Origin of the sequence: Anaerobiospirillum sp. NML120511, from assembly GCF_023050955.1 — a bacterium.
In the GTDB taxonomy this organism is placed as follows: Bacteria; Pseudomonadota; Gammaproteobacteria; order Enterobacterales; family Succinivibrionaceae; genus Anaerobiospirillum.
Window position 1 is genome coordinate 53,413 of sequence record NZ_JALKIK010000005.1, and the last position, 19,793, is coordinate 73,205.

Below are 19,793 nucleotides of genomic sequence, written 5' to 3' on the forward strand. Positions count from 1 at the left end.
CTCAGCTTAAGAGCTGGGGCCGCCGAGCCAAAGGCCTATTGCATCTGCTGATGTTACTGACACTGGTGGATGCAATTTTTTTGTGCGCCTTTTATGCAGCTGTCTGTTTGAGCTTCGCTCCCTTTGTCGTAAGCCAGGACAGCTCTTATCTCCATCTTGCACCATATGCCCTGGTGCCTCTGGCCGGACGCTTTGTCATGCGTCTTATCATAGCCAGAGTAATCTCCCGAATTTCCTATACAGTTGAAGGTGCCGTCCGTGAGGAGCTGGTTCGTAAACTCCTGCGCGTCGGTCCCCTGTCCTTTGCTGTAAAGTCATCGCTGAGCACTCTTTTTGTCGATGCTATTGATGACATCATGCCTTACTTCAGCTCCTTCCTCGTGACCATGCGCTATGCCATGGTCATACCGATGATCTGCCTTATCGCCGTAGCAGTAGTGTCGCCAGGTTCGGCCGGCATTTTATTCTGCATGGCCCCTCTCATCCCTTTTTTCATGATTGCCATTGGCAAGGGTGCCGAGCGTCTCAATCAGAGACAGTGGAAGCAGATCACCCGTCTTGCAGTACGTTTCCAGGAAGCGCTGGACAAGCTCTCCATTATCAAGCTCTTCAATATTGAGCGTGGCGAAATCGAAAAGATCGCCCGTCTGACCAAGCGCTGGCGCGTTGAGACCATGCAGGTCCTGCGTATTGCCTTCCTTTCTGCTCTGGTGCTTGAGTTCTTTGCTACCTGCGGTATCGCCTTCTGTGCCATTACCCTGGGCTTTGCCGTTTACGAGCACGGCTTTGACTATACCCGTGCCCTCTTTGTGCTGCTTCTGGCACCTGAGTTCTTCCTGCCATTAAGACAGCTGGGCTTTACCTACCATGCCCGTATGCGCGCCATGGGCGCCATGACTGGTCTTATGGACCTGCTCTCCGAGCGCGATATTTTCCCTGATTCCCTGCCATCACGTGAGCAGCGTGAAGCAGCCAGACATGTATCAGAGGCCACTGGCAGCTCTGGAGCCACCGGCACCAGCAGCGCTGCTGGCGACAGCACCAGCAGTGCCGCTGGCGACGGCGCCACATCTGCAGGCGACGGTGCTGCTGTAAGCAGCCCTGATGCCTGGCCTGAGTGGATGCGCGGACCGATTAATATTGAATTTCACGATTTTGAGGCTACTTATCCTAATGGCCGTATTGGTGTCAGCGGGTTTTCCTCTGAATTTCATGCCGGAGAGGTAACAGCTCTGGTGGGTCCGTCTGGTGCCGGTAAGAGTACCATTTTGCAGTCCATTGCTGCCTTTACCGAGGCCAGTGCCGGTGAGATTGTGGTCAATGGCCACAGCTGCAGCCGCCAGGATCTGCTGACCCTGATGGCCCGTGTCTCCTATATTCCTCAGCTGCCAAATCTGTTTTATGGCACCCTGCGCGACAACCTGAAAATGGCTGCGCCTGATGCCGACGACGAGCAGCTCAAACAGGCTCTTGCTCTGGTTGGTGCAGGCGAACTGCTCAGCCGCTTTGCCGACGGCCTTGATCATCATGTAGGCGATCAGAACCGTGGTATTTCAGGCGGTGAGACCCGTCTTATTGCCCTTGCGCGCGCCATGCTTCATGACAGTGCCGTACTGTTGCTCGATGAGCCTACAGCCAGCCTGGACCGCGACAGCGAAAACCGCTTCCTTGATGCCCTTAAGCATATTGGCCGTGAAAAGACCGTGATTGTGGTGGCTCACCGTCGTGAGCTCATAGCCTTTGCTGACCGTGTCATCAAGGTCACTCCGTCAGCGCGCGACCCTCATGACGATTCTGAGTCCGCCGCGCCAGCTGCTGCCTCGGCCGACGCCACGGCCGCGCCGACTGCAGCCGCAGCTGCAGGCGCGGCTCAGGCCGGCGTGAGCGACGCTGCCTGTGGGGCCGTGGCTGCTGGTGAGGGTGCACAGGACCATGACAGCAAGGAGGCCCGCTGATGGCTCAATACTGGCATTTTGTCGGCCTGATCCGCAAAGAGCTTTATGGTGCGATGTTTGGCGTATTCATGTCCTTCATCGCCACTTTCTCATCCATTGCTCTGATGAGTACGGCCACCTGGTTCTTAAGTGCCATGGCTGTGTGCGGCTTTTATGATGTGGTGCTCAATATCTTCATCCCGTCTGCCCTGATCCGTCTTCTGGCGGTATCACGCACACTGCTGCGCTATGCTGAGCGTTATTACACTCATGATGCTACTTTCAGACTGATTGCCTATCTGCGCGTCTTCCTTTTTGAGCGTGCCCTCGATCTGAGAATTGAGGATGCTCTCAAGCTCAAGAGCTCGGATCTGCAAAGACGTATGCAGTCTGATCTGGAGCGTCTGGAGATGATCTATGTCCGTCAGTTCGTTCCTTTCACTGTAGCTGCACTGATGGGCCTGGTTGCAGGCGGCGTACTGCTGGCTTTCTCTCCTTTAATGGCCTTTACTGCTCTGGCTCTGATGATTCTGGCCGGTGTCATCGTGCCTTATGTGCTTACCATCATGGCCCGTGACTACTCCGTGCAGCAAAGTGAGCTGGCCGTAAAGTTAAATGATGACATGAGTGATTTCATTCATGGCTTCTTTGACCTTGTGCTGCTGGGCAAGCATGTAGAGCGTGCCGTACGCTTCCTCAATACTGCTCAGGATCTGGCCCGCGCCCGTGCCCGCATCATTTTCTACGATCAGCTCTCTCAGGTCTTTCTCATGGCCTTTGCCGAGCTTACTCTGTTCCTGCTGCTCATTCAGTGCGTACCGCTGGTGGTTGCAGGTCAGATGTCATCTGCTCAGATGATGATGCTCTCCGTAGGTGCCATGGCAACTTATGAGGTACTGGTGCCGCTGAGCGCGGCCTTCCTCAATCTGCCTTATGTCACTCACTCAGCTGAGCGTGTGGGTTCCCTGCTGCATATCACCAGGGACAATGCTGATATCAATCCTAATATGGTGGCTGTTATCAGGGAGGAAGAGGACAATTACTCAAGCTCCTCAGCAGCTGCAGCTGCCCGTGGTGGTTTGCTTGCCCGTTTCAGCTCTCTTGCCGAGCAGAGCTCGGTAAAGGCTGATATTAATGCTGCAGCTCAGGCAGGTCAGGTCAACCGTGTTGAGCTCAGGGATGTGTCTTTCCACTATGAGCTCAGTGACGGTCAGTATCTGCAGGTGCTCAATGATTTCTCCTGCTCTTTTGGCAGTGATGAAAATTATGTAATCAAGGCACCATCAGGCCGTGGCAAGAGCACCATGGTGCTGCTCATGACCTCACTTCTGTACCCTCAGAAGGGAGAGCTCATGTTAAACGGACGCAGCTATGCCTCCATGCCAGCCCGTGATATCCGCGCCTCATTTGCCGTAGCTCTGCAGGACATCTCCCTGTTCTCAGGCACTGTATTTGAGACCTTCCGTCAGATCCGTCCTGATGTCACCCGTGATGAGGTCATGGCTGTACTGACTACAGTAGAGCTCGACTCTCTGATTGAGGAGCTGCCGGGCGGTCTTGATGAGTGGCTGGGCAGCACCGGTCTTACCATATCAGGTGGTCAGGCCCGCCGCCTGTGTCTGGCCCGTGCCCTGGTGGCAGCCGGCTTTACTGCCGTACCGGTATCAGGTCCTGCTGCTGTTCCTGCTGACTCTCCAGCCGGTCAGGCAGCTGCCGCTGCTCAGGGAGCATGTCATACCATTACCGCCTCTGATGGCAGCACCACTGTGCAGCCAGCCTGTATTCACAATGGCCGTTTCCTGGTTCTGGATGAGCCTGGTGAGGGCCTTGATGAAGAGCAGGAGCTGCGCATCATCGAGCGCATTCAGAGCATGCGCAAGGGTGTTATCATCATTACCCACAAGCAGGCCGGTACCCGTCTTGCCGATCATCTGCTGACCCTGTAGCCGCCACTGGTGTGCTATCATGGCATGTCTGCGCTTTGATGCGCGGGCATGCCAGGGGCAGTATTAAATCAGTACTGCAGGTGCCAGGCACCGCAGCCGCTTCAGATCAGACAACGCCCTGCCATTTGCACGGAAAAGCTCTGACTGTCCTCCCTTTTTCTGCATCTGTTTCCCCTGTCTTACTTACCCTGAGCTTTGAGCTGCAGCCGATAGTGACTGTCAGCGCAGAGAATTGTTTCATTGTTGCTTACCGGTAATTACATAACCGGGGATCCGGCACCTGCACTGGCTTCATATGCTTTACAAAGCGCTTTGAATGTCAGGAGTTGCCCGGCCCCGCCCGGTGCTTTCCGTTGTTGCCCGGCGTACGGCAGCACAACGGACTGCCGCGCGCATGCCGCGCGCGGTGCCCGCCACGGCCGTGCCGGCCGTGCGGTCGGCGTGCATGCAGTATGTATGTATTTATCTGAGTAATCCTGATTTACAGGACGGGTTTATCTGCTTGTCCGGCTCAGTTCAGCCGGGTACGGGTGACCTGATCACCCCTCCATCAGCTAACAGTCAATTATGGCCAGTTCCAAAACTTCCTTGCATCAGTCCTCATCTCAAGACCAGACCAAAGGTAAGGTCTCAAGGAGCATTGCCACTGCAGTGAGCGATGTGCCTGCCCATGAGCGCCAGGCTATTGTTCCTGAGGCTGAGATTCTGGACTCTGTGGACTCGCAGGTCATACACTCTGCGGCCCCTGAGGTTCTGGACGCTCATGCTGTAGAGTCAGGGGCAGTGGAGCCAGAGGCGGTGGACTCGGAGGCTGTAGATTCTGAGGCTGTTGTCTCTGGTGCTGTGGATTCTGAGGCGTCAGCGGAGCTTAGCAGTGATGAGCTGTCGCATCTGACTGTAAAGTCCAAGGGCAAGGCCGCCCGTGTGATTGATGCTCAGGTGGTTGATGATGAGGACAGAGGCGCTGACATCAATCCTTCTGTCTTTGACAGCGAGCACTTTGCCAGCGGATCTGACATTACCCTTGATGATTATGGTCGTACCATTGAAGTCAATGAGGCCGAGCGCATCAAGGACAGGCTCAATGAAAGTTTTACCGAGCAGTTTGGTACTGCAGCCTACTCAAGTGCGCTTAAAAAGCCTCGCACCGTAGCAAGTCAGGCTCAGGTTATCGAGGTCAGCGACGAAAGTGATGGCGTGCCTGGGGCAGGTGCAGCAGCTTCCGGTACTGCAGCGGCTGGCGCAGCTGGCGCCGTGCCTGCTGCGCAGACTGTGGCATCAGGTACAGCCCTGGTGCCGGCATCAACCTCACGGGCTCTAACTGTCACCACAGCCAGTGGCCATACAGAGCGTGCGGGAAGATCGGCAGGTCGCAGGTCAGCTGCAGCGCTGCCGGCCCCTGCCGGGGCTGGTGCCGGTGCGGCCCCGGCCCTGCCTGCCCCAGGTGGCAGGAGAGATGGCAGCTCTGAGGCTGCGGTGCGGGCAGCCGGGGCAGCAGGGGCATCGTCCTCAGCTTCAGCTGCTTCCGGGGCTCATGGAGACAGACGTGGTCATGAGCTCTTTGAGGGAGTGGATGTTGAGTCGCTTGCCAGCGGTCTTGATGTTCTCAAGCAGATTCGTGACATCAATGAGCGTCGTCGTAATGCTCCTCATGATGATGAGGATGATGAGGACTCAGATTATCTGGGAGCCTTTGCAGACTTTGATGATGATGGCGATGACAGCGGCCTGTCGGGCATGCACTATGTGCGTGAGGACGATCAGGGTGATGAGGACGAAGATGATGGCTATGGCTCTGCCATGGACAGCGCTGATGCCCATGATGGCTCATCTGCATCTGACCTGTCTGCAGGACGCCGCCGCTCTCATTCAACAGCAGTAGCACGCTCAGCCGGTAATATTGGTGCCTTTATCAGGGCTGCCAATATGGTGCCTATGCTCACCGAAGAGGAGGAGCGTAACCTTGCCCGCCGTCTGCGTGAGTTTGGTGATGTTGATGCAGCCCGTCAGCTGGTGACCTCCCATCTGCGCTTTGTAGTAAGCGTAGCGCGCAAGTTCACCGGCTACGGCCTGCCGCTTGCCGATCTGATTCAGGAGGGCAATATCGGCCTTATGAAGGCCGTGAAGAATTACGATCCTGATGTGGGCCGTGGTCTTGCTGCCTTTGCCTCGAGCTGGATTAAGGCTGAGATCTTCGACTATGTAATCCGTAACTGGCGTGTGGTCAAAGTTGCTACCACCAAGGCTCAGCGCAAGCTCTTTTTCAATCTGCGCAAGAGCAAGAAGCGTCTGGGCTGGCTTTCTGAAAGTGAGCGTCATGAGCTGGCTGAAGGCCTTGGTGTATCTGAAAGTGATGTGGCTGAAATGGAGGCCCGTCTGTCAGGTACCGATGTGGGCTTTGATCTTGATGAGGGCGACAGCAGCGACAAAGGCGTAGCCGTTACCCTTTCTCCTTCATCCTATCTTGAGGATGAAGACTCCAACTTCGCTCAGAAGTTTGAAAACAGCAATTACGCTGCCTGGGAGATCAAGAAATTACGTGAGGCTATGGAATCTCTGGATTCGCGCTCCCGTCATATCATCAAGCGCCGCTGGCTGGATGAGAACAAGGCCACTTTGCAGGAGCTCTCCCGTGAGCTGGGCGTTTCTATTGAACGTGTGCGCCAGCTTGAGTCCAATGCCATGAACAAGGTCAAGGCCATACTGCTAAACGAGGGCGTCAATGACGATCAGGCCACTCTGGCTCTGGAAAACCGCTCAGGCAAGGAGTCCAAAGGACGTGCCGTAGCTGCAAAGCGTACCCGCACAGCCGTCAAAAAGAGTGCTGAGGGCAAGGGCGCCTCGGCGCGCCTCAAGGCTCTGCCGCTGCGCAGCACTCGTACTGCAGCCACCGCTGCAGCTCAAAGCGAAAGCCATACTCCTAAAAAGCGTGGTCGCAAAAAGGGCAGCACCGCAGCCGCTGCGACAGCAGCTGCAGGCACAGTCCGAAGCACCCGCAAGGCCGAAAGCGCCGTATCCGGCTCCCGCAGTGCCGCTGACAGTGATAATCGCAGCACCGACAGCCGTGAATAAAAAGAACCCCGATACGCAGATGCGCATCGGGGTTCTTTTTTTGGGCCAGGCCACTGCCTGGCCATATTGCCAGGCGGCAGCCTGCGTCCGGTGCCCGGGCTGCAGGTCAGGCAGCGGCGCCATCGTTGACGCCGGTGCTGACTGTTGGCCCGGGGGCTGGTTACTTAAGCCAGCTGCTGATGTCCCAGGTGGCGCCAAGGCGCAGATCCTGGTCGTTGCTCAGGGTAAAGGTGCCCTTGTCCAGATCAGGCAGAACTTCACGGCAGGAGAATTCGCTGCCACGGCAGACAAATTCAATGAGCAGGCAAGGAGCATTTTTGCTCATCAGCTCAGCCTTGCTCTTGATCTCATCTAGGCACTCAGGACGGGTCAGGTCCTGGGCTACCTTGTGCTGGCTGCCATTGTCAGCTGTCATGACCGAGGACAGCAGTTTGTAGTCAGGATCGAGCAGATTGATGGTGCGGCCTGAACCGTAGTGAATGAGCAGAGTGGTCCTGCCATTGAGGCACAGTACGCCAATGGTGTTTACATCCTGATGTACAGGAGCATTGAGGTTGCCCTCGTGGCTGTAGATGATGATGGATGGCTCCATGACGCGGCTTGATGAGAGCTTGTCCATTACCTGACGTGATGTGGCACGAACCTGCAGATCAGCCATGATACGGATCAGATCAACACGGTTTACCACCTTCTTGTCCATGACATTGACGTTGGTGCCGTAGGCGCCATTGCAGGTCATGTAGAAGGACTCAGGCAGGCCCATCCACATCTGATCATCAATGTCAGAGGCGCGTGCAACTACAGCTGCAGGAACTGGGGCCTGAGCCTCGGTAAAGCCATACTTTTCACGCAGAGTGGCGTGCAGAGTGCTCTTGTTGAGCAGGTCTGAACAGCTTTCCCACTTATCCATGCCCCAGGTGCGCAGAGCAAGGATTTTCTCGCTCAGGCTGCCTGGCATGTGGCACAGGTTGAGGCAGCGACCAGTGGTATTGCGATAGCTCTGCTCGAGGATCAGGGCACGCTCGCCTGAGGTGATCTCAAGGCCGTCATTGAGACGTACCAGAATGCTCTGCTCGCGCTCATGGCAGCGGTAGTCGCCAGGAGTGCCACTGGCCAGATAGTGCAGCAGCGGATTTACATCCTTGAGCTGGTGGTATTCACTGTAGCGGTTGCCATCAAACATCAGACCTGGCAGGCGGGATTCCTTGAAACCGTAGTGAGTGTAGTGGAAGGCAGCATCAGGGCAGCCATCATCGTTGTACTGAATCTCAGGATATTCGCGGCTGTACCACTGCTCATCAAAATAAGGGCTGTTGCGGACAATGTCAGCAAGAGTTGCCTGATCGTACTCACCGGCGAGCAGCCTGCTTAAGGTAAGGTTCTGGTGGGAAAGGAAATTAACAGACATTTTGAGATCCCGTTATGAGTGAATAATGAGCACAAGGGCTGCCGGCAGGGCTGATTCAAACTGAACTCTGATGTGTTTGAAATTGCGGTTGCGTTCTTTAAATGAGGTCAGTACCTGTAACAGTGAGTCACAGACATCAAAAACACTGTCGGTGCTGAAATTCTGTGGACCCTGATACTTGTCCAGGGACTTTGGAATGGTAAGGGCCACAGTGTGATACTGACGGCGCAGAACCTTATGAGTCTGAGACAGGTTGAGCTGAGCGGCCACCATATCATTGAGGGTTAACTTGACCATCTGGCTCTTGCCTGTGGCAAGGTGCTCAGCCAGGGTTTCTGCAAGATAGAAATCATTGCTTGCAGCTCCCTGAGGTATGCGGTTGGCCCATGCCTGGCCCTGGGCATCAAAGTAAATAAGAGAGCGTGATGGAGCGATAACACCCTTGCGCACAGTTACTTTCTGGGCGTGGGAGGCAATAAATTCGCTTGTTAAGGTGCTCTTTAACATGGCCGGACTGGAAACCATGGCAGTGTACTTTTTGAAAGTGCTGCGGCTCATCATCAGCTCAGTGATGGCGTCACAGTCCATATCAAGAACATTTTCGGTAGTTCCTGAAGGTAAAGAAACAGTGCGGCCATAACTCTGGGACAGAAGCATGGAAAAGCCCAGAGCCAGAGTATCAGGATCAAAGCTCTTGAGGCTGATGCGCTCAAGCTCAGGCAGCTCACCGAGCAGTGCTGCACTGTCCTTGCAGTCGCGCAGCAGTGCCATGGCCAGCGGACGGGCCAGAGCAAGGTGGAAAAGCTCAAGGGCCACGAAGCTGTTTACAACGTCGGCATTGTCTTTTTCCAGAAGGGAGTTGAGATCGGACAGGCTTGAGGAGCGGGCCCTGAGTACATTGAGTACTTCGCTGTCCTGGGCATACCTGGCAATGAGGTCATTGACCGCAGACATACTGTCAATGGCATGGCTTTCCATGCTCTTGTAGTAAGGCTGCAGTACCTGATAAATAGCTGGTTTATTTAGGGAGCTGGTCATACTGTGTCTTTCACTGGCCACAGCTGCAGAGGCTGTGACTTTCACTGGCCACAGCTGCAGAGGCTGTGACTTTACTGAGGGTGGCATCACAAAGCAGGCTCAGGCCTGGGGTGCCTGGTCAGACCGGTAGCATGTGCTGATATCGGCCGCTGCTGTAGCTGCACTGATCTGCACTGCACTGAACAGCATTTAACTGTACAGCCACAGGTGCCCAGTCTTAAGGGACCTGCAGTACAGGAGGTAAGGGCAGCGTTGCTTATGCGGCCGGGGACGGCATGGCTGCCTGAATGTCTTCCATGCAGCTCAGTCCGGGCAGTCTGACTTGAAGTTTTTGATATGGCATGTGACCTGATTGTATCAGATAGCAATGTACATGGCCCATAAGAACGCCATTTGCGCACTGCAGGATGCAGACTGCTTCACAAAATCCCGTACCCCGGCACTATGAGCAGGCTTCCCCATCCTCAATGCCCCTGAGGCCGCAGACGCCGTCACGTCCTGACGCCTGGCTCCTGCCAGAGTGGAGCCGGGCGCAAGGCGCCGTGGAGCCTTGCAGTTTTGGAGTCTGGCGCAAGGCGCCGTGGAGCCGGGGTGCATAGTATAATGACCGCAGCTGTGCCGCACTTGCCTGTCATGCCTGAGGCTCTGCGGTGCCAGGCTTTTTATCTGCGTATTAACCGGGCGTATTTATGGCTCAATTCAAGATCCTTCCGACTACCTGGCTGCTCTCTCCTCTGACCTGCTTTTCCCGTAAAAGGCTGTTTGAGGAGATTTGCTCCATGGTATCAACCATTACTGATATCAGTCCCAATGTGCTGCTCAAGGCTCTCAATGAGCGTGAGGCCATGGGATCAACTGTCTGTGCCCGTGGTATCAGCATTCCTCATGCTGTGGTCGAAGATCTCGAAAGCTCTTTGATGGTACTGACCATTTTGCACGACGAGGTGTCCTATAACCCTGTGGATACAGACTATATGGGTGTGGACATGGCTCTGGCCTTTTTCATCTCTCCCAAAGATGACTATGAAACAGTGGAGCAGATGCTGCGCCTTGTCAGCAAGGAGCTGAACAATACCGAGCTTGCCAACTCCATACGCCGTGTCTGGCAGGACAATGCCAAACTGATGCTGATGATGCAGAAGCTCGATTCCCTGCTCTATCAGGAGCTCAAGGACAGTGTGGCCGAAAAGCAGTCCTCCGCTCCATCAAGTGCCACCAATGTGATCATGCAGTTTATTTCTGATGCCATTAACAACTGACGCCAGGCTGGCACAGTCGCCGCCACAGTAACATCAACAGCTGTGGCTGCAGCAGCTGCTCCAGCTGCCCTGGCTGCGGTCGCAGCGGAAATACTGGCCGGTATGGCCCATCGGGAAGCCGGTGCAGCTGTTTCCTGCCGGCCGGTACTGCCTGGGTGAGCTGCAGTGGGGCAGGCAGGGCTGGCAATTTTGGGGCAGATCGCTTTTTTAACTTACAGTGTGGGGCATATAACCTCTAATTAACCAGGCGCGCATACAATAGATATCAGTTAGAAACATGAGGTACTGATTATGAAGGGGACAAAGGTCAGACTGGTTATTATTTCCGGCCGTTCGGGCTCAGGAAAGACTGTGGCATTAAGGGCTCTTGAAGACCTTGGTTATTACTGCATCGATAATCTTCCTGTGGTCTTTTTAAAGGAGCTTACTGCCATAGCCCCTGATCGCTACCCGCGTCTTGCTGTGTCCATTGATATCCGCAATATCCCTGAGGACGACGGCTATCTGGATGACATTATTGGCGCCATCAAGATAGACCATGGCATCAAGTCCACAGTAATTTACTGCGATGCCGACGATGAGGTTCTGGTCAAGCGCTACTCTGAGACCCGCCGTCTGCACCCTCTGTCCAAAAACTCACTTTCCCTCAGTGAAGCCATTGTGCTCGAGCGTACCCGTCTGTCATCTTTAAGCGGCTACGCTGATCTGCGCATCGATACCTCAACTCTTTCCGTCCATGATTTAACCCGTGAGGTGGTAACAGCCATTTCCGGCTCCCCTCAGCGCCGTCTGGTCATGGTCTTTGAATCCTTTGGCTTTAAAAACGGCATTGCCCGTGATGCTGACTTCGTTTTTGATGCCCGCTTCCTGCCTAACCCTTACTGGGAAAAGGAGCTGCGCAATTACACCGGCCTTGATCAGCCGGTCAAAGACTTCTTTGCCCGCTATGATTCAGTGGCTGCCTATGCCGATCAGATAGAGAATCTTATTGCCTCCTGGCTTCGTGATATCGAGTCGAGCAACCGCAGCTACCTTACCGTCTCCATAGGATGCACCGGTGGCTGCCACCGCTCAGTATTTATCGCCCAGCTGCTGGCTGAGCGTTTCCACAGTCGTGGCATCAGCGTACAGGTGCGCCACCGCTCCCTGAACATCACCAGCAGCTACACAGTTGATGATGACGCCAGCTGTTCCCTTGACGGTCAGGCCCCACTGCATGGGGGCTGTTGCCCTGAGTAGCATGGGCAGCCCCGGCTCCACTGCATGGGGGCTGTTGCCCTGAGTAGCATGGGCAGCCCCGGCTCCACTGCATGGGGGCTGTTGCCCTGAGTAGCATGGCCGGCCCCTGCAGCGCAGCTTCCTTTGCCAGCGCTTTCAGGATCTCAGCCACCGGATGAGCGCAATGCATATGGTCAAAAAGCGCGCAGTTACGGGCTTTGAGCATGGATTTAACCAAAAATTAAAAAAAATTGGATTTTAGTGTTGACAGCATGGGGAGTCGACTGTAAAATGTGCATCGCTTTCAGGCACTAAGGTGTTTGCAGGCAATTTGTTTGATGAAGTTCCTCCTTAGTTCAGTCGGTAGAACGGCGGACTGTTAATCCGTATGTCGCTGGTTCAAGTCCAGTAGGAGGAGCCAAACAAACAAAGCACTTTTTATTTTGGAGTTCCTCCTTAGTTCAGTCGGTAGAACGGCGGACTGTTAATCCGTATGTCGCTGGTTCAAGTCCAGTAGGAGGAGCCAAAATAACCCCATCTGATAATCAGCCTCGAGCTGATTTTTTTGTTTTTGCGCCCTGCAAAAATAAAACAGGCCCCATCATGAGGCCATCCCCATCCTCCCCATAAGCCACCTGCTTTGCACTCCCTTTCCCCATCAAAGTCTTTCTGCCCGCAAGTCCGGGATATACCTTATTGTGCCCATTGTCTTTACACTAAGCCCAGGATCCCCGCGCTCAAGCGCTGCATCCGGCCTTATGGCCGGCCGCTGCGCGTCGCGGCAGCTGCCTGTGCGGACCGCTGCGTATGGCGGCCGCCAGGTCTGGCAAGGCCAGCTGTCCCGGCCAGCTGGCCCGGGCAGCTGAGAGCTGGCCTGGCATCAGGATGCTGTGTCTGAGCTTTGGGCCTCTTTGATGTGGCTGCGGCGCTGGTACCAGTAGAAAATAACGGTGGCGATAAAGCCGACCAGACACAGCCAGCCCTGGAAGAAGAAAGCGTTTTTGAGGTCTCCGCCATCAAGTTCGATAATGCGTCCGGCAATGACAGGGATAGCGGTCATGCCCGCTGCAAACAGAGCCTGGAACAGGCCTATGGCCGAGGATCGGCGATACTGCTCTACACCGACAATGGCCTCGCTGGTGGCTATGGAGAACACAAAGCCAAAGCTCCAGCCCAAAAAGACCTGAATGATGATGAGCAGGTAAATGTGGGTCACTATCACGGACAGGAAGCAGTAAAGTCCCAGCAGAGCCAGAGCTGAACTTACCATGAAGCCCTGAGAGATACGGGTAAAGGGAGGTTTGCCGGAGTAGTAGCTTGAGACCACATTCATAAGAATAAAGACAATGGTCATAACGCCCATTTCATAGGAGGTACCGCCAATACGCAGGGCTGCCTCATTGGAAAAGGACATGATGGTGGTCATGGTTACGCCCTGCTGAATGGAGGCCAGAAAGGCAAAGAACCAGATGCGCTTGCGTGCTGCCACCATCAGCAGGTCTTTTACCGGTGGGCGTACCTTCTGTTCATCAGGCTTCTTAAGGTGAGCACAGGCAGGATCATCTTCCTTGAGGGTAAGGGAGAGCAGCACACCAAGACCGCCGGAAATGGCCGAGCACCAGCACAGGAAATCCATGCCCATGCTTTCAAAAGCCACAGCTGAGGTAATAAAGGCCAGCATGATGCCAAAGTTATTGGCTGCAAAGAGATATCCTATCTGAGTCTGCATGCGCTCAGGGCTGACGTACTTGGTGCTCAGAAGCATAAAGCTGACCCATAGCGATGAAGCCACGCCCGAGAGTACATTGGCAATAAGAAAGCCATTGCCGGTGCTTTCCATAATACGAACCAGAGAGGCGCTGCCAGAGAAGGCGCAGCCGGCCACAATAATAAGCTTGTGACGGCCCAGCCAGTCAGCCAGCATGCCCATAGGAAAGCGCAGACTCATCTGCACGCCGCCGTAGATACCCACAATAATGCCTACGAAATCGGCAGTTACTTTCTGGGCCAGCAGATATGGTGCGGTATTAGGCACATAAATGTACTGGGCAAACCAGAACAGGGCGATGATTATCAGCAATTTGGTGTTCTGACTCATTGGAACTCCCAGATCAGAGGACAGTATCCGCAGCAGGCTCAGAGGATGACAGTGAGCATCAGAGGGCGGCATGGAAGGCATGGGAGCACCAGGATCCCTTGCCGGCAATAGCCACAATGGCCAGGCCGGGCTCAGGGCCGCATGCCATAAGGGAGGATGTAAACGTGACGGTGCTCCGGCCTGTTACTGACAGTAACAGGCCAGACAGCAGCACGCCCTGGCGCAGGCGCAGCTGATGACAGGGGCTCAAGTGCGGCTGACGCTGCAGTGAGCTGGTGCGGCTGACGACAGGGTGCGCAGGCGCAGACGTGGCTGATGCCTGTGGTGAGCTGGCACCGGCGTCTGTCAGACGGCGGCCCCTTTGCGGCGCAGGTGGCGGCGGCGCATGTAGTAGACAGCTGTGGCAATGGCACCGCCTACGGCCAGGACAGACTGGAAGAAGAAGGCCGTATCAAGTGAGGATGTTTTGGCAAAGAGGTAGCCGGCCACAATAGGAACGCCTGTCATGCCAATGGCAAACATGGACTGGAAGATACCAAGGGCTGTGGAGCGTCGGTAGCTTTCAATCTGGCTTAAGGCCTCAGATGAACACCAGGAGAACACAAAGCCGCCTGTAGTGCCCAGCAGCAGCTGGACAGGAATGAGGGCATAGACATTATCAAGCGATACCATCAGCACGCAGTACAGCGCCATACAAAGCTGGGAGGCGGTCATGAGTATGCCAGGTCCGATTCTGATGGCAAAGTGGGTTGAGGACATAAAGCATGAGGCTGTGTAGCTTGCCGTCATGGTCATGGTCATAATGCCTATCTGCCAGGCTGAGGCTCCCAGAGAGTGAGCCACCTCATTGGAAAAGGACATGGCCGTGCCCATCAGAATGCCCTGCTGGATCATGCCTATGACGGAAAAGAACCACAGTCTTCTGTTCCATGCTACATGAAGCAGATCGCTTATCCTTGGTACGCTGATGGAAGTGTCATGATGCTCTTTCAGGGTAAGGGCAAGGACAGTAGCTGCAGTGCCGCCGCATACGGAGAGCAGGCACATGAGGAACATGCCATAGTCCTGATAAAGGGCAGCTGAGGCCAGAAAGCCCAGCAAAATACCGCTGTTACAGGCAGCCAGCACATAGCCCATGCCGCGCTGGAGATTTTCCGAGGTCAGCATCTTGGTATGGAAGAGGATAAAGCACATCCACATGGAAGATGAGAAACCGGAAATGATATTGGCAATGAGGAAGCCCTCGCCTGTAGGCATGTACAGACGGATCATAGACGCCAGAGCTGCTGAGGCGCAGCCGGTAATAATCATGGGCTTGTAGACGCCTATTCTGTCAGAGAATATGCCTACAAAGATGCGGGTAAAGAAAGGAACGGCACCATAAAAGCCTACCACCAGACCTACAAAATCAGCGCTTATCTTCTGTGCCAGCAGGAAAGGGGTGGTATAAGGCACATATACGTATTGGGTAAACCAGAACAGTCCAATAATCAGCAAAAGACGAGCTGTCTGACTCATGATGACCTCTCGGGCGGCTGCCCTTATGAAGCATAGTTTGAAAATCCGCAGAAAATACGGCAGGTACCTGTTTTCAGGATGCCTAGACTAACAGCAAAATGGACAATAATCCATAGCGCTTATCATACCTTTCAATGACGCTTTATTCGTGGGCATGGATGCCCCCTTACGCATCAGGTAACGGACTGTGCAGGCGTAAAAATGGGGCAGCTGATGTGACGGGGCTGTGCGAGCCAGGCAGGCTATGAGTATTATGGCAGTCGCCGCTCGCCGCTCGCAAGGGGCAGTGCATGCTGGCGGAGGAGCTCTGGCTCAGGCACAGGCGCGGGCGGGGCTGTCGGCGCGGGAGGGACCTGAGTTTTAGATGGTGGGCAGAAACGAAAAAACCCGCCTGCGGCGGGTTCTTTCCTCGAATATCAGGAGGCGGGGCCTCCTGCTGTGTATAATGATGACTTTTTGCTGGTCCGGGATAGTTCCCGGATTTCCCGGCTGGGAAACTGTGGTCAGTCTCATCACCGCAGACATCGGTAACGGGAGTATCTGAGACCGTCCTGAAAGCTGGGCCTTACGGGGCCCTGGTGAATAACAGTGGTTGCTTTCCCTGAGAGGGTCTTTGGTACGCGGTACCCGGGGTGCTCAGCAGGGGGTTACTGTCTGTCCGCTTCAGGTGGTGGCGGTATGCCCCGTTTTCCTAATGTCCGGGACGGTGCCGCTTCAGCCATTACTCTGAGCCGGAACTGTGTTTATTCGTGCTTTTCCTTATACTTGACAAGCTGACGATCAACCTTGTCAATTAAGGCATCGATGGCTGCATACATGCTCTCATCTTCTGCTTCGGCGTGAAGTGTGCCACCAGCTACACTGAGATCGGCTTTTGCAATCTGTAAGAGCTTCTCTACAGTTAAGGTAACAGAGATGGAAGTGATAACATCGCCCTTGCGCTCGAGCTTGTTGAATTTGTCGGTGACATATTCATGAAGAGCGTCTGTGACCTTGAGTCCTACACCTTGGATGTTAATCTGCATATTTTGATCCTTAATCCAAACTTGTTGGATACCGAAAGTGAGGCTGACGTCCACCGCTGTTATCATGCCTGAGCATTAAATAGTCCAGAAAAGATATGGTTGGGTGCAGTATGAAAAAGGACTATCCGTAACAGTGGTTCCTACTGCTGGAAACTATCACTCAAAGCGAAGCTTTAAGGCAGTTGGTTGCCTGGTATTCTCCCGTAGTCGCAAAACTGTTTGAAAAATCATAGTCAGCGACGGTGATACCGCAGGCTAATGGGCTCGTCGTGCCCTGGGGGGTGTATTGCAACCTGTAAGTCCATATTAACCAAAATAAGCACCTTGTGTACAAATATGTTCGCAAGATTTGATGTATGTCTCAATATGGTCAAATTGCCTGAAACTTTTGACGAGGCCCGCAGCTGCGCCTTTTGGCTCTCAACTGTGCCTTTGATATGCCAGTTATACCAGCAGTGATAACAGGCTCAGACCAGGAAGTGCGCTCCCGTGTTTTCCTGCAAATACAGTGGTGCTCTCCAAAACAGAGCAGTCTGCACCAGTCCGGTCAGAGCAGGTGCCTGCCAGGCACAGCAGTCTGCATAGGGGGCAGGTGCCCATAGGGCAGAGCAGGCTTCATTGGTCATAGTATGTACCCATAGCCTTAGCCTGAGTATGAGCGCAGCGGGCAAAGCTGGTACAAGGGGTGGCAGCCGGATCAGGCAGCCACCAAAAACAAAGAGCGCCATAAAGGCGCTCTTTGTTTTTAGGATGGCAGGTCGGGATTTATACCAGACGCTTGCGCTGTGAGGATGAGCCAATACCCAGGGCCTCACGGTATTTGGCAATGGTACGGCGGGCTACGCAGAATCCTTTTTCCTTGAGCAGGCTGGCAATCTGGTTGTCCGAGTATGGACGGCGCGGATTTTCACTGCTGACAAGGGACTTGATCTCGGCACGGATAGCAGTTGAGGAGGCGGTACCGCCGCTTTCAGTGCTTACGTGGCTGGAGAAGAAGTACTTGAGCTCGAAAGTACCACGCATGGTGTACAGATATTTCTCTGTAGTCACACGGGAAATGGTGGACTCATGCATGGAGATTTCCTGGGCAATATCATTGAGCACCAGCGGCTCCATACGGTGTTCACCATAATCAAGGAAAGCCTTCTGATGGTCAACAATACAGCGGGCTACCTTAAGCAGAGTGTCATTACGCTTGGCCATACTCTGGATGAACCAGTTGGCCTCCTGCAGATTGGACTTGAAGAACTCCTTTTCGCGCTCATTGCGGGCATAGCAGGCAAGGGAGCGGTACTGCTCGTTAAGGCGCACACGTGGCAGAGCATCAGGGTTGAGAATAACGTCGTAATCTCCGTCCTTGTCCTTTACTACCAGCACATCAGGCACGATGTAATCAGCCTTTTCTCTGATGGCGGTGCGTCCCGGGCGTGGAGTCAGGGACACAATGACGTCATTGACCTTCTTTAAGACATCTTCCTTGACGCCCAGCTTGGAGCAAAGGGAGCGGTAATCGTGGTTGGACAGCAGATCAAGGTACTTGGAGACCACTTCATTGGCCATGCGTACCTCTTCGCTATGATCACGGGTCATCAGATCCTTGAGCTGAATGAGCAGACACTCCTGTACGGAGCGGGCGCCTACACCCAGAGGGTCGTAGTTCTGAATAAGCTTGAGGACGATATTGACGTCATCAATGGTGGCCTCTGGCCAGGTGACATTGATAAGAGCGAGCAGATCATCAAGGCTTTCAGTCAGATATCCTGAGTCATCAATACCGTCAATGATAACTTCAGCAATATAGCGGTCACGGCCCTTAAGCGGAGAGCAGTCGAGCTGCCAGGTCAGGTGATCGTGCAGATTGATCTGAGTTTCGCCCTCGTAGGCACCGTCATCGTCCATTACGGCACCCTTGCTGCGGGTGCGGGCGCTGTAATTGTCCTCACGGCTCAGATTATCAAGATTCTCCTGAGTGGAGGTGCTGCCCGGATCGATCTCAGGCATGGCAAGTTTGTCCGGCAGGTCACCGCCACCGGTATCAGTTACCTGGCTGTAATCGCCCATAGCTGCCAGATCAGCTGCCATATTATGGTCAGCAGATGAGAAGTCATCAAAATCGCCGCCACCATCGTGATCAGGAGCGTACTCGATGCTGCTGCTGCCACGCATGGTGCTGTCACTGCCCATAAGCTCATTTACCGAGGCAATTTCGCTCTTACCGTCATAGCCGGCCATGTCGATATCAGCACCCTGGAAGGAGGCATCGTCGTTGAACGGGTCATAGACCTCACTGTCGTTCTCCATGCGCTCACGCTCAGCCATGGCATCAAGAGACTCCAGGTTGGCATTGGCAATGGACTCGTCAATCTCCAGAAGGGGATTGGTTTCAACGGTCTGCTGAATCTCCTGACGCAGATCAAGAGTTGATAACTGCAGAAGACGGATAGCCTGCTGCAGCTGCGGTGTCATGGTTAAAGTATGGGTCTGGATTGCTCTTAACTGGAGCGAGTTTCTCAAACCGGCCATGGTTCTGATCCTATAAAGAGAAGTTCTTACCCAAGTAGACTTCCTGAACTTTCTTGTTGTTCAGTACTTCCTGTGCCGTACCCTGGGCAATAATTTCTCCAGCGTTCACTATATAAGCTTTGGCACATACGTCTAAAGTCTCGCGGACATTGTGGTCAGTGATGAGCACGCCAATGCCACGGTCTCTCAGGTGCTTGATAATATCTTTGATGTCGGAAATTGATATCGGGTCAACACCGGCAAAAGGCTCGTCCAGCAGGACGAATTTCGGGTTGGCTGCCAGGGCGCGGGCAATTTCCACGCGGCGGCGCTCGCCGCCTGACAGGGCCATACCTGAGCTCTTGCGGATATGCTCGATATGGAATTCTTCAAGCAGCTCGTCTACGCGCTTTTGCATTTCAAGACGACTCTGCTTTTTCTGCAGCTCCATTACACTGAGGAGATTCTCCTCAACGGTAAGTTTGCGAAAAATGGAGTTTTCCTGCGGCAGGTAACCAAGACCTGCCTGGGCTCTTTTGTGCATGGGCATGTGAGTGATATCGACGTCATCGATGGTCACATTGCCGTTTTCTGTAGAGATAATGCCCACAATGATGTAGAAAGAAGTGGTTTTACCGGCGCCATTTGGTCCAAGAAGACCGACAACACTGCCACTTTCGATGCTCAGACTTACATCATTGACCACCACACGGTCCTTGTAGGTTTTTTTGAGGTGATTGGCTTGAAGGAGACTCATAAACGACCTTTCTTGTAA

At 54.1% G+C, this 19,793-nt stretch carries 11 protein-coding genes, 2 tRNA genes and 1 pseudogene; 7 read left to right on the forward strand and 7 right to left on the reverse strand.

The genetic code is table 11. The features are described from left to right. The first annotated feature begins 38 nt into the window (after positions 1 to 38). From cydD to rpoH, 3 genes and pseudogenes are all read left to right on the forward strand, one after another. Positions 39 to 1,955 (forward strand): thiol reductant ABC exporter subunit CydD, encoded by a 1,917-nt coding sequence (gene cydD / locus MXE39_RS02445; protein WP_281503360.1) that lies wholly within the window; start codon positions 39 to 41, stop codon positions 1,953 to 1,955. Continuing rightward, complete coding sequence (locus MXE39_RS02450; protein ID WP_246977014.1) at positions 1,955 to 3,880, forward strand: ATP-binding cassette domain-containing protein; 1,926 nt, start codon at positions 1,955 to 1,957, stop codon at positions 3,878 to 3,880. The genes cydD and MXE39_RS02450 overlap by 1 nt, the downstream gene beginning before the upstream one ends. A gap of 1,842 nt (positions 3,881 to 5,722) precedes the next feature. Continuing rightward, positions 5,723 to 6,577: pseudogene (rpoH, locus tag MXE39_RS02455) on the forward strand (RNA polymerase sigma factor RpoH); the annotation flags it as partial. A 535-nt stretch (positions 6,578 to 7,112) separates the two neighbouring features. On the opposite strand, the gene MXE39_RS02460 reads toward rpoH, so the two are convergent. Both MXE39_RS02460 and MXE39_RS02465 read right to left on the reverse strand, forming a co-directional pair. Further along, positions 7,113 to 8,360 carry a hypothetical protein gene (locus MXE39_RS02460; RefSeq protein ID WP_246977012.1) on the reverse strand — a complete coding sequence of 416 codons (1,248 nt, stop codon included), beginning with the start codon at positions 8,358 to 8,360 and terminating at the stop codon, positions 7,113 to 7,115. 12 nt (positions 8,361 to 8,372) lie between these two features. After that, the gene (locus MXE39_RS02465; protein ID WP_246977010.1) at positions 8,373 to 9,398 is read right to left on the reverse strand and encodes a hypothetical protein; all 1,026 of its coding nucleotides are present in this window, start codon (positions 9,396 to 9,398) and stop codon (positions 8,373 to 8,375) included. Between the two features lie 689 nt (positions 9,399 to 10,087). On the opposite strand from MXE39_RS02465, the gene MXE39_RS02470 reads away from it, so the two are divergent. The 4 genes from MXE39_RS02470 (at position 10,088) to MXE39_RS02485 (ending at position 12,401) form a co-directional block, all read left to right on the forward strand. After that, positions 10,088 to 10,657 (forward strand): PTS sugar transporter subunit IIA, encoded by a 570-nt coding sequence (locus tag MXE39_RS02470; protein WP_246977008.1) that lies wholly within the window; start codon positions 10,088 to 10,090, stop codon positions 10,655 to 10,657. 291 nt (positions 10,658 to 10,948) lie between these two features. Next, positions 10,949 to 11,896, forward strand: a complete 948-nt coding sequence (gene rapZ / locus MXE39_RS02475) for an RNase adapter RapZ (RefSeq protein WP_246977006.1) — start codon at positions 10,949 to 10,951, stop codon at positions 11,894 to 11,896. Between the two features lie 324 nt (positions 11,897 to 12,220). Beyond that, positions 12,221 to 12,296, forward strand: a tRNA-Asn gene (locus tag MXE39_RS02480). Positions 12,297 to 12,325: 29 nt separating this feature from the next. Next, positions 12,326 to 12,401 (forward strand) — tRNA-Asn (locus tag MXE39_RS02485). 354 nt (positions 12,402 to 12,755) lie between these two features. Here the strand turns inward: MXE39_RS02485 and MXE39_RS02490 are convergent. The 5 genes from MXE39_RS02490 to lptB form a co-directional block, all read right to left on the reverse strand. Then, complete coding sequence (locus tag MXE39_RS02490; protein WP_246977004.1) at positions 12,756 to 13,973, reverse strand: MFS transporter; 1,218 nt, start codon at positions 13,971 to 13,973, stop codon at positions 12,756 to 12,758. 345 nt (positions 13,974 to 14,318) lie between these two features. Next, entirely contained in the window at positions 14,319 to 15,491 is a 1,173-nt protein-coding gene (locus tag MXE39_RS02495) for an MFS transporter (RefSeq protein ID WP_246977002.1), read from the reverse strand. A 743-nt stretch (positions 15,492 to 16,234) separates the two neighbouring features. Next, positions 16,235 to 16,516 carry a ribosome-associated translation inhibitor RaiA gene (raiA, locus tag MXE39_RS02500; RefSeq protein WP_246977000.1) on the reverse strand — a complete coding sequence of 94 codons (282 nt, stop codon included), beginning with the start codon at positions 16,514 to 16,516 and terminating at the stop codon, positions 16,235 to 16,237. A 765-nt stretch (positions 16,517 to 17,281) separates the two neighbouring features. Then, positions 17,282 to 19,030, reverse strand: a complete 1,749-nt coding sequence (rpoN, locus tag MXE39_RS02505; RefSeq protein ID WP_348647405.1) for an RNA polymerase factor sigma-54 — start codon at positions 19,028 to 19,030, stop codon at positions 17,282 to 17,284. A 19-nt stretch (positions 19,031 to 19,049) separates the two neighbouring features. Then, complete coding sequence (gene lptB / locus MXE39_RS02510) at positions 19,050 to 19,775, reverse strand: LPS export ABC transporter ATP-binding protein (protein ID WP_246976996.1); 726 nt, start codon at positions 19,773 to 19,775, stop codon at positions 19,050 to 19,052. Positions 19,776 to 19,793 lie beyond the last annotated feature (18 nt).

Coding starts and splice junctions, on each gene's coding strand:
- MXE39_RS02450 (WP_246977014.1), top strand. CDS start 1,955: ATGGCTCAATACTGGCATTTTGTCGGCCTGATCCGCAAAGAGCTTTAT.
- MXE39_RS02460 (WP_246977012.1), bottom strand. CDS start 8,360: ATGTCTGTTAATTTCCTTTCCCACCAGAACCTTACCTTAAGCAGGCTG.
- MXE39_RS02465 (WP_246977010.1), bottom strand. CDS start 9,398: ATGACCAGCTCCCTAAATAAACCAGCTATTTATCAGGTACTGCAGCCT.
- MXE39_RS02470 (WP_246977008.1), top strand. CDS start 10,088: ATGGCTCAATTCAAGATCCTTCCGACTACCTGGCTGCTCTCTCCTCTG.
- rapZ (WP_246977006.1), top strand. CDS start 10,949: ATGAAGGGGACAAAGGTCAGACTGGTTATTATTTCCGGCCGTTCGGGC.
- MXE39_RS02490 (WP_246977004.1), bottom strand. CDS start 13,973: ATGAGTCAGAACACCAAATTGCTGATAATCATCGCCCTGTTCTGGTTT.
- MXE39_RS02495 (WP_246977002.1), bottom strand. CDS start 15,491: ATGAGTCAGACAGCTCGTCTTTTGCTGATTATTGGACTGTTCTGGTTT.
- raiA (WP_246977000.1), bottom strand. CDS start 16,516: ATGCAGATTAACATCCAAGGTGTAGGACTCAAGGTCACAGACGCTCTT.
- lptB (WP_246976996.1), bottom strand. CDS start 19,775: ATGAGTCTCCTTCAAGCCAATCACCTCAAAAAAACCTACAAGGACCGT.